This window comes from Salegentibacter profundi (assembly GCF_054121475.1).
In genome coordinates this window covers 133,160-142,924 of sequence record NZ_JBSYGG010000009.1, presented here as the reverse complement: position 1 = coordinate 142,924, position 9,765 = coordinate 133,160, and the positions used below count along the sequence as shown (strand labels likewise).

The window sequence follows — 9,765 nt, the reverse complement described above, 5'->3', positions numbered from 1 at the left end:
GATCCAATGCTTCTTGTTTAGAAAGCAAAAATCAAACTATTATTTTAATTCACACACAACTTTTGAGTTTGATCCATAAAATGGCCAATTGTTGTAACCCGATCCCCGGTGATAAGGTATTTGGATTTGTAACGGTAAATGATGGTATAAAAGTTCATAAAAAAGACTGTCCCAATGCCTTACAACTTCAGAGCAATTATGCCTACCGGATCATTCCGGCCAAATGGATAGATTCCTCTCAACAGGACTTCAAGGCGGTGATCAAACTTACCGGATTAGATAACGTAGGCCTGGTCAGTGCCGTGACCCAGGAAATTTCCAGCAACCTGAACGTGAATATGAAAAAGATCAATTTTGAAAGTCTCGATGGGGTCTTTAACGGTATGATCACCCTGGTGGTTAAAAATAACGCTATTCTCAATAAGATCATCGAGCGGCTTAAAAAAATTAACGGCATAGACAAGGTTAGCCGTGAATAATCCAATATCTTTGTAATCAAATTATGAGCAAAAAAGTTGTAAATAAAAACGATCAGGCTGTCGTAAAAAATGTCTTTACGAAATTCCTGGAGGAAAAGGGCCATCGTAAAACTCCCGAGCGCTTTGCGATATTGCACGAGATTTATAACAACGATGACCATTTTGATATCGAATCGTTGTATATCAAGATGAAGAATAAAAAATACCGTGTTAGCCGTGCCACCCTTTATAATACCATAGAATTGCTACTGGAATGCGGATTGGTAAGAAAACACCAGTTTGGACAAAACCAGGCACAATATGAAAAGTCTTATTTCGACAGGCAACACGATCACATTATACTCACCGACACCGGAGAAGTTATTGAATTTTGCGATCCCAGGATCCAATCTATAAAACAAACCATAGAAGAGGTTTTTGATATAGAAATTAAGAAACATTCTTTATACTTTTACGGCAACAAAAAAACAACCACTTAACCCAATATTACATGGCGGTAGATTTACTACTCGGTCTCCAGTGGGGAGACGAAGGCAAAGGAAAAATTGTTGATGTTTTTACTTCAGATTACGATATTATAGCCAGGTTTCAGGGAGGCCCAAATGCAGGACACACCCTGGAATTCGATGGTCAAAAACACGTTCTACATACTATTCCATCAGGAATCTTTCATGAAAAAACCATTAACCTGGTGGGCAACGGCGTGGTGATAGATCCGGTGATTTTCAAGAAAGAGCTCGAAAATCTGGATAATCACAGTATCGACTATAGATCAAAACTCCTCATTTCCAGAAAGGCCCATTTAATTCTACCCACCCATCGTTTGCTCGATGCGGCTTCCGAGGCTTCCAAGGGAAAAGCAAAAATAGGATCCACCCTAAAAGGAATAGGTCCTACTTACATGGATAAGACCGGACGAAACGGAATTCGGGTTGGTGACCTGGAACTGGAGAACTGGAAGGATAAATACCGCGCACTTGCAGATAAACATGAAAAAATGATCGAGTTTTATAATGTGGATGTACAATACGATCTTGCAGAACTTGAACAGGAATTCTGTGATGCGGTAGAAACCTTAAAAAAGCTTCAGTTTATAGACAGCGAGGCATTTTTGCACCAGGCCCAAAAAGAAGGAAAGACCATCCTTGCAGAAGGGGCCCAGGGCTCCCTACTCGATATTGATTTTGGAACCTATCCGTTTGTCACTTCCTCTACTACGACTGCTGCCGGAGCCTGTACAGGACTGGGCGTAGCTCCGAATCAGATCGGGGAAGCCTATGGAATATTTAAAGCCTATACCACACGTGTGGGGAGTGGCCCCTTCCCTACCGAACTCTTCGATGAGGATGGAGAAACTATGGGCCGGGTTGGCAATGAATTTGGTGCCACTACCGGTAGGGCACGACGATGTGGCTGGCTTGATCTGGTTGCTTTGAAATATGCTGTACAGGTTAATGGTATCACTCAACTCATTATGATGAAGGGCGATGTGCTAAGTGGATTTGAAAAACTCAAGGTTTGTACCGCCTATAATTACCAAGGGGAGAAGATAAAGCACCTACCCTACAATATAGAGGCCGAAAATGTGACCCCTATTTATACGGAGCTCAAAGGCTGGACTGCGGATCTTACCGGAATGACCAAGGCCTCAGACCTTCCTAAGGAGTTTCACCAATATGTGGAGTATCTTGAGAAAGAACTCCAGGTACCCATTAAGGTGGTCTCTGTAGGACCGGATCGAAAACAAACTATATTTCGGTAATCCAACAAAATAACTTCAATCAGGCTGGTTCAAAAAGAACCGGCCTTTTTTTTGCCCCTTAAAGGTAAAAGGAGGACTTTTTAATTAAATCAGGAATTACAATCAATTCTTCCTATTTTCGTTATTTTTGATGAAAATTTCTTCAGCTTGAAAAACGTTTTCATTTATTTTTTTATCGCATTTCTTTCGGGAGGAATTCTCTTTGCCCAGGAAGGGCGAAAGATTGATTATACCAGTGACCGTACTCTTAAGAATGAGGACCGCTATCCCGGAGCGATTATACTGGGAAAAGTCGAAAATCAAGTCTATTTTATACATGAAGGTATTGAAATATGGTGTGACCAGGCCATTCATTACGACCAGGATAACTTTTTTAAAGCCTATGGAAATGTAAGGATGCAACAGGGCGACACGGTAAAGATGCAAAGCGATTACGCCGAATACAACGGCAATACTCAATTTGCCTTCGCCAGTGGAAATGTAAAGATGGAAAGACCGCAAACCACCCTGGAGACCGACAGCCTCTTCTTTGACCGAAAAAAGCAGCAGGCCTATTACCGGAGCGGAGGAAAAGTAACTGACACTGCAAGTGTTCTTACCAGTAATATCGGAAGATATTTCCTTGAAGAGGATAAATACTCCTTTGTTTCAGAAGTTGTTTTGACCAACCCCGAATATATCATCAATTCAGAACAACTGGATTTTTATTCCGAGAGCGGGCACGCCTATCTCTATGGGCCCTCTACTATAGAAAGCGAGACCAGTACGGTCTATTGCGAACGTGGGTTTTATGATACCCGGGGTGATACAGGATATTTTGTTAAGAATTCCCGTATTGATTACAACAACCGCCGGGTTGAAGGAGATAGTTTATACTTTAACCGAAATACCAATTTCGCCTCTGCCACAAACAATATAAAAGTTACCGATACCATCAATAAAAGCCTTGTAACCGGGCATTATGCCGAAGTGTATCGGGATCGGGATTCGGTGTTTATCACCAAAAGAGCCGTTGCTGCCTCCATGCAGGATAATGATTCACTTTTTATTCATAGTGATACTATTATGATCACTGGAAAACCAGATCACCGTGTAATCCGAGGTTATTATGATGTAAGGCTTTTCAAGAGCGATATGAGTGGGAAAAGCGATTCCATTTATACCGACCAGGCCACAGGACTGACAAAACTGATCAATATTAACCAAGGCCCGGTTACCTCGATCAGTGTGCGTCGAAGTCCCGTTTTATGGTCTGGAGAAAGCCAGATGACCGGAGACACTATTCACTTGCAGAGCAATGTGAAAACCGAGGAATTGGATTCCCTGCGAGTCTTTAACAATGCCTTTCTCATTCAAAAGGATAGTATCAAAGGGTACAATCAGGTTAAAGGGCAGGATCTGGTTGGATTATTTGAAAATAATGAACTTTTCCAGGTAGACATCAATAAAAATACCGAGACGCTTTATTACAGCAGAAACAGTGACCAGCAACTCATAGGAATCAATAAGACGCTTTCGAGTTCCATCAGAATTCTCATGAGCGATAGACAAATAGACGACATTTATTATTACCAGAATGTAGACGGCACATTAACCCCGGAAGAAGATTTTCCGCCTAACGCCCGGCAACTGACAGGCTTTAACTGGCGTGGTGAAGAACGCCTGCTGAGTAAAGCGGACCTATTTAAAGGTAAACCCGCTCCTAAGTTAACCCCGATAAGGGGAATCCCACTGCCTGATGAAGCTGAAGAATTTTTTGAAGAAAGAGAAGAAGATGACCTGCTGTTAAATGAAAATTCCAGGTTACGCCCGGAAGATCTTCAAAATAAAAAGAAAGATTCCACAGCCACAAGCGAGGATAGTCTAAGACTTCCTGAGGGATTTCAGGCTAAGAAAACAGATAGCATCAGCCCTGAACAGGATACCAACCAGGCTCCTGATTATAAGACGGAGCAATCCCAATTACAGGAGCAGTTAAAAGAACATAACAGGCAGAAGGTAAACCAAGAAGAAGACCATTGAGGAAGGATTTTTTAAAATATCAGGCGCAGACCACGCCACATCCTTTAGCCCTGGAAGTATCTCATGCTAAGGGCTCTTACATCCATACTACGGATGGTTTAAAACATTTGGATTTCGTAGCTGGGGTGTCCGCCTGCAGCCTGGGACATTGTCATCCCCGCGTGGTAGAAGCTATCCAGGAGCAAACTCAAAAATATCTTCATGTGATGGTTTACGGGGAATACGCTCAAAAACCAGCTGTAGACCTGACTAAATTGCTGGCCCATCATCTTCCGGGGACCCTGGAAAAAACTTATCTAACCAATTCGGGTACCGAAGCCATAGAAGGATCCTTAAAACTTGCGCGCAGGTTTACCGGACGTACAGAGATTCTTGCTGCAAAAAAAGCCTATCATGGCAATACCATGGGTTCTTTAAGTCTGATGGATTATGAGGAACGTCAAAAGCCCTTCCGTCCCTTACTTGGAGATATCGGCTTTATTGGATTTAACTCGGAATCAGATCTGGAAAAAATCACAGAAAAAACTGCAGCGGTGGTCGTTGAAACTATTCAGGGCGGGGCCGGAGTTATCCTGCCTCGAGACAATTATCTGAAAAAGCTAAAGAATCGATGCAATGAGAAGGGTGCCTTATTGATCCTGGATGAAATTCAACCGGGCTTTGGACGTACAGGGCAGTTATTCGGCTTCGAAAACTTTGACGTGATTCCTGATATTGTTGCCATGGGTAAAGGAATGGGAGGTGGAATGCCCATCGGAGCCTTTTCGGCCCCTTCAGAAATTATGGATAGCTTAAGGGATAATCCTAAGATGGGTCATATCACAACCTTTGGAGGACACCCGGTCATAGCCGCTGCGGCCCTGGCCACTTTAAGGGAAATTACCGAAACTGACCTTATGGCAGCGACCCTTGAGAAGGAAAAATTGATTCGCAAAAATTTGGTTCATCCTTTAATAAAAGAAATTCGGGGGATAGGGCTAATGCTTGCCCTTATCCTCCCCTCAGAGCGGATTGCCACTGAGGTCATATTAAGATGCAAGAAGCGCCAACTTATCCTCTTTTGGCTCTTATTCGAGAAAAAGGCAGTGAGGATGACCCCTGCCCTTACCATTTCGAATGATGAAATCCAGGAAGCTTGTGGCATTATTCTTGACGTACTGGAGGAGATTGATAATCAAGAAATAACCTGTTAATTAATTTGTTAACAACAATATAAATTTTAGGGATTTTAACCTGTATTGATTTATAAATTTAGAACTGTAGAAATCCCGTAATTCCCTGTCTATGCAATTAAGCCATAACGACGAAAACAATTTCTCACTCACCCGGTTCGAATCCATGTTAAAAACAAACGATGTATTGTTTTTTGATTCTAACGAATTTGAGAATATTATAAACTACTATCTGGAAAACGGTAAAATTGCCCTTGCAAAGAAGGCTGTAAAACTGGGTCTGGCACAACATCCGAGTTCTACCAATCTCAAACTTTTCAAGGTAGAGATTCTGGTATTTGAAGATAAATTGGATCTGGCCGATGGATTGCTTAGTGAGCTTCAGGACCTGGAATCTTCCAATGAGGAGATCTATATTCAAAAGGCCCAGATCTTTTCCAAAAGGGATCAACATCTAAAAGCCATACAAATGTTGGAAATGGCCCTGGAAAACACCCTGGATGAAGCCGAGGTATATTCCCTGATCGGGATGGAATATCTTTTCCTCGAAAATTTCGAAATGGCAAAGTATAGCTTTATGAAGTGTCTCGAGGCCGATGAAGAAGATTACTCCTCCCTTTATAATATCATGTACTGCTTTGATTTCCTTGATCAAAAAGAGGAGGCCATTGACTATCTGAATATGTACCTGGATAAGAATCCTTACTGCGAAGTTGCATGGCATCAGGTTGGGAAACAGTATTTTGATCTCAAAGAATATCAAAAAGCACTTTCGGCTTTTGATTTTGCTATTATCAGCGACGATAATTTCATCGGAGCTTACCTTGAAAAAGGAAAGGTGCTGGAGAAGCTCGGGCGTTATAATGAAGCCATAGAGAATTACAAAATCACCCTGGAACTCGACGATCCAACTTCCTTTGCTTATCTCCGAATTGGAAAGAGCTTTGAGAAGCTCGGCCTGGATGAGCTTGCCTTAAAACATTATAAGCAGTGTGTTCACGAAGATCCTTTGTTAGATAAGGGCTGGATTGCAATTACCGATTTTTACATTAGAACCAAGAACTACCAGAAAGCCCTCTATTATATCAATAAAGCGATCAGTATTGATGAGGAAAATGTGCTTTACTGGAAACGCTATGCCAAGATCAATAACAGGCTAAAGTTTTATGAAGAAGCTGAACAGGGTTATAAGAAAAGCCTTGAATTAGGTAATTATGAGCTGGAAACCTGGATAAAACGTTGTGATATCCTTGCAGATCTTGGTAAATTTGAGATTGCGGTAAAGAATTTGAACCAGGCCCAGGAGTTTCACCCTGATTCTGCAGAAATAGAATTCAGGCTTGCAGGCCTATATTTTCACCTTAACGAAGGGGATAAAGCTTATTACCATCTTAATAAGGGACTTAAAATTGATGCAGAATATTATATCATCATCGAAGAACTTTTTCCCCAGATCTTTCAGCGTAAAAGCGTAAAAGAAATTATAAATTCCTTTATAAACCTCTCTTAGTAATTTTACTAACTTTGGATGGAATTTATAACTTTCAAGAATGCAGAGAAGCTTCTATGATTACCTTACTATAAGCTTAAAAGGAATGGCTATGGGTGCTGCGGATGTGGTTCCCGGCGTCTCAGGAGGAACAATCGCCTTTATTTCAGGAATTTACGAAGAACTCATCTCTACTATAAGCGGGATAAAACCCTCTTTGATCACAACCTGGCGCCAGGAAGGCTTCCAGGCGATGTGGAAAGCGCTCAATGGCCCTTTTATTATTGCGCTTTTTTCGGGAATCCTGATAAGCCTTTTCACCGTCATGCGGCTGGCTAATTATCTTCTGGAAAACCATCCTATCCTTATCTGGTCCTTCTTTTTCGGGCTGGTGGTCGCAAGTGTATGGTATGTCGGAAGTCAAATACCTCGTTGGAATGTAAAAGTAGTTCTTTCCCTTATAATTGGTGCAGCAATTGCTTTTTACATTGTGTCCTTACCCCCCATGGGTGCCAATACCGGAAACCTTTTTATTTTCCTGGCCGGTGCCATAGCCATTTGTGCCATGATCCTACCCGGGATTTCAGGAGCATTTATTCTGGTCTTACTCGGCGCCTATAAGACCATAACCGAGGCTGCCCACGATTTTGACTTTAAAACCCTGGGGATTTTCGCTGTAGGGGCCGTGGTGGGGTTGTTGAGTTTCTCAAAGTTGCTCAAATGGCTATTTGTGCATTATACCAATATCACATTAGCGGTACTTACCGGGTTTATTGCCGGGTCATTAAACAAAATATGGCCCTGGAAAGAAGTATTGGAAACAGAGACCTATGGCGATAAAGAGATTGTCCTAAAAGAGGCCTCGGTTTTACCATGGAATTTTAGTGGGGAGGCCAGTACCCTTTCTGCCCTATTATTAATGTTGGCCGGCTTCCTGCTCATCTTTCTTCTGGAACGCTTCGCCAGTAAAAATCCTGAACAGGAACATGCAGAAGACTAGAACCCTAACCGATAAGGTACTCCTGGTACTTAAAGGTTTGGCCATGGGTGCCGCCAACAAAGTTCCCGGGATTTCGGGAGGCGTGGTGGCCTTTGTGGCAGGATTCTATGAAGAATTTATCTATTCGCTGCAGAAAATTAACCTAAAGGCTTTTAAATTGCTTATCAATGGTAGGTTTCAAAGTCTTTATCAATATATCAATGGACGGTTTTTGGGCCTACTCATATTAGGCATGCTTATTAGTTATTTCAGTGTTTCTAAGCTTCTGGATCTTCTCATGCTTAAGTATGAACTTTATGTCTGGGCCTCTTTTTTCGGAATGATCATCGGTTCTATCTACTATATCAGTATGGATTTTGAGCAATGGAGCCGGCGTAGCCTGGCTTTTGTCGCTATGGGAATTATGGCAGGACTAGCTATTAGTTTCCTGGAACCGGCAAAAGAAAATGATAACCTCTGGTTCGTATTTTTCTGTGGTATGGTAGGGGTTTCGGGAATGACCCTTCCGGGACTCTCTGGATCTTTTATTCTCATTTTGCTTGGAAATTATGTGTTGCTACTGGTGGATTCGGTAAATGCTCTTTATGATACCATCACTGACCTGCTTTTACTAGATTTCAGCTTTTTAAAAAACCTTGAAAGAATGCGCCTGTTAAAGGTAATGAGCGTATTTGCCTTAGGATCCCTGGCCGGTTTAGTCAGTTTATCCCATCTCCTGGGATTTGTTTTAAAACACTATAAAAAAGATACCTTTGCTACTATTATTGGGTTTATAACTGGTTCCCTTGGGGTGGTCTGGCCATGGAAAGAAAAAATCTATGCCGTAGGATCCGATGGAAAGATCCTGATCGATAGCACCGGGAACAGGATACTGGATAATTATGACAGGTATTTCCCTTCTTTCGGTTCCGCTGAAACATGGCTGGCAATATTCTTTATTATCCTTGGCGCCTTTATGGTGCTGGGTTTAGCCTGGTATGAAAAGAAAAAATCAAAATCAAAATCTCCACAATGAAGACTTACGGCCTTATTGGAAAAAACATAGATTACTCTTTTTCAAGAACCTATTTTGCTGAAAAATTCAAAAGAGAAAATATCGCCGCCGAGTACAAAAACTTTGACCTGGAACAAATCAGCCAATTTCCTCAAATTTTTCAATCCGACCCGGGAATCTCCGGTTTAAACGTGACCATTCCTTATAAACAAACGATAATTCCCTTCCTGGATGAGTTATCTCCCGATGCAGAAAAAATTGGAGCGGTAAATACCATCAAAATTGAAAAGAACCAAAAGTTAACCGGCCATAATACCGATTATATAGGTTTCCGAAATTCCATTGAGCCCTTGCTGGAGGCCCAGGATATAAAAGCATTGATCCTGGGGACTGGAGGTGCCTCTAGAGCCATAGCCTATGCCCTGGAAGAACTTGAAATAGAATTCAAATTCGTTTCCAGGTCTCCCCAACAAGGGCAATTTGATTATACTGAGATCGATAAGAAGGTCTTACAAGAGTATACGTTGATTATCAATTCTACCCCTTTGGGCACTTTTCCACAGGTTGCTAAACACCCTCCTCTTGCTTTTGAACACCTTAACCGTTCCCATTTAGTCTACGATCTGATTTATAATCCCAGAAGCACAAAGCTTATGGATCTAGCCCGCATCCAGGGTGCCCGGGTTTCCAATGGCCTAAAAATGTTGGAGCTTCAGGCTGAAGCTGCCTGGATTATTTGGAACTCCTGAGTCCTATTACTTATATTTTAAATCTATACAAATAAAGCCAATTGTTTGTCCAATTTTAGGGGAGTTACTATCTTTCAGCCTAAATAAATTTTGACGAA

9 protein-coding genes are annotated in these 9,765 nt (G+C 41.8%); all 9 read left to right on the top strand.

Annotation, left to right across the window (positions count from 1 at the left end):
• On the top strand, positions 1-479 hold a 479-nt coding region (locus tag ACW6NC_RS12185; protein WP_457866386.1), incomplete at its 5' end, for an ACT domain-containing protein.
• Between the two features lie 23 nt (positions 480-502).
• The gene (locus ACW6NC_RS12180; RefSeq protein ID WP_081212438.1) at positions 503-958 is read left to right on the top strand and encodes a Fur family transcriptional regulator; all 456 of its coding nucleotides are present in this window, start codon (positions 503-505) and stop codon (positions 956-958) included.
• Between the two features lie 11 nt (positions 959-969).
• On the top strand, positions 970-2,241 hold the full coding sequence (locus ACW6NC_RS12175) for an adenylosuccinate synthase (protein ID WP_457866384.1): 1,272 nt from the start codon (positions 970-972) through the stop codon (positions 2,239-2,241).
• 147 nt (positions 2,242-2,388) lie between these two features.
• Positions 2,389-4,263, top strand: coding sequence for an OstA-like protein (locus ACW6NC_RS12170; protein WP_457866382.1), 1,875 nt, complete (start codon positions 2,389-2,391; stop codon positions 4,261-4,263).
• Positions 4,260-5,456, top strand: coding sequence for an aspartate aminotransferase family protein (locus ACW6NC_RS12165; protein WP_457866381.1), 1,197 nt, complete (start codon positions 4,260-4,262; stop codon positions 5,454-5,456). The genes ACW6NC_RS12170 and ACW6NC_RS12165 overlap by 4 nt, the downstream gene beginning before the upstream one ends.
• Before the next feature lie 91 nt (positions 5,457-5,547).
• On the top strand, positions 5,548-6,945 hold the full coding sequence (locus ACW6NC_RS12160) for a tetratricopeptide repeat protein (protein WP_457866379.1): 1,398 nt from the start codon (positions 5,548-5,550) through the stop codon (positions 6,943-6,945).
• A 40-nt stretch (positions 6,946-6,985) separates the two neighbouring features.
• On the top strand, positions 6,986-7,924 hold the full coding sequence (locus tag ACW6NC_RS12155; RefSeq protein ID WP_457866377.1) for a DUF368 domain-containing protein: 939 nt from the start codon (positions 6,986-6,988) through the stop codon (positions 7,922-7,924).
• Positions 7,911-8,939 carry a DUF368 domain-containing protein gene (locus tag ACW6NC_RS12150; RefSeq protein WP_457866376.1) on the top strand — a complete coding sequence of 343 codons (1,029 nt, stop codon included), beginning with the start codon at positions 7,911-7,913 and terminating at the stop codon, positions 8,937-8,939. Before ACW6NC_RS12155 ends, ACW6NC_RS12150 begins: the two co-directional genes overlap by 14 nt.
• Positions 8,936-9,667: a shikimate dehydrogenase family protein gene (locus ACW6NC_RS12145; protein WP_457866375.1), complete on the top strand. Its 732-nt coding sequence runs from the start codon at positions 8,936-8,938 to the stop codon at positions 9,665-9,667. Before ACW6NC_RS12150 ends, ACW6NC_RS12145 begins: the two co-directional genes overlap by 4 nt.
• Positions 9,668-9,765 lie beyond the last annotated feature (98 nt).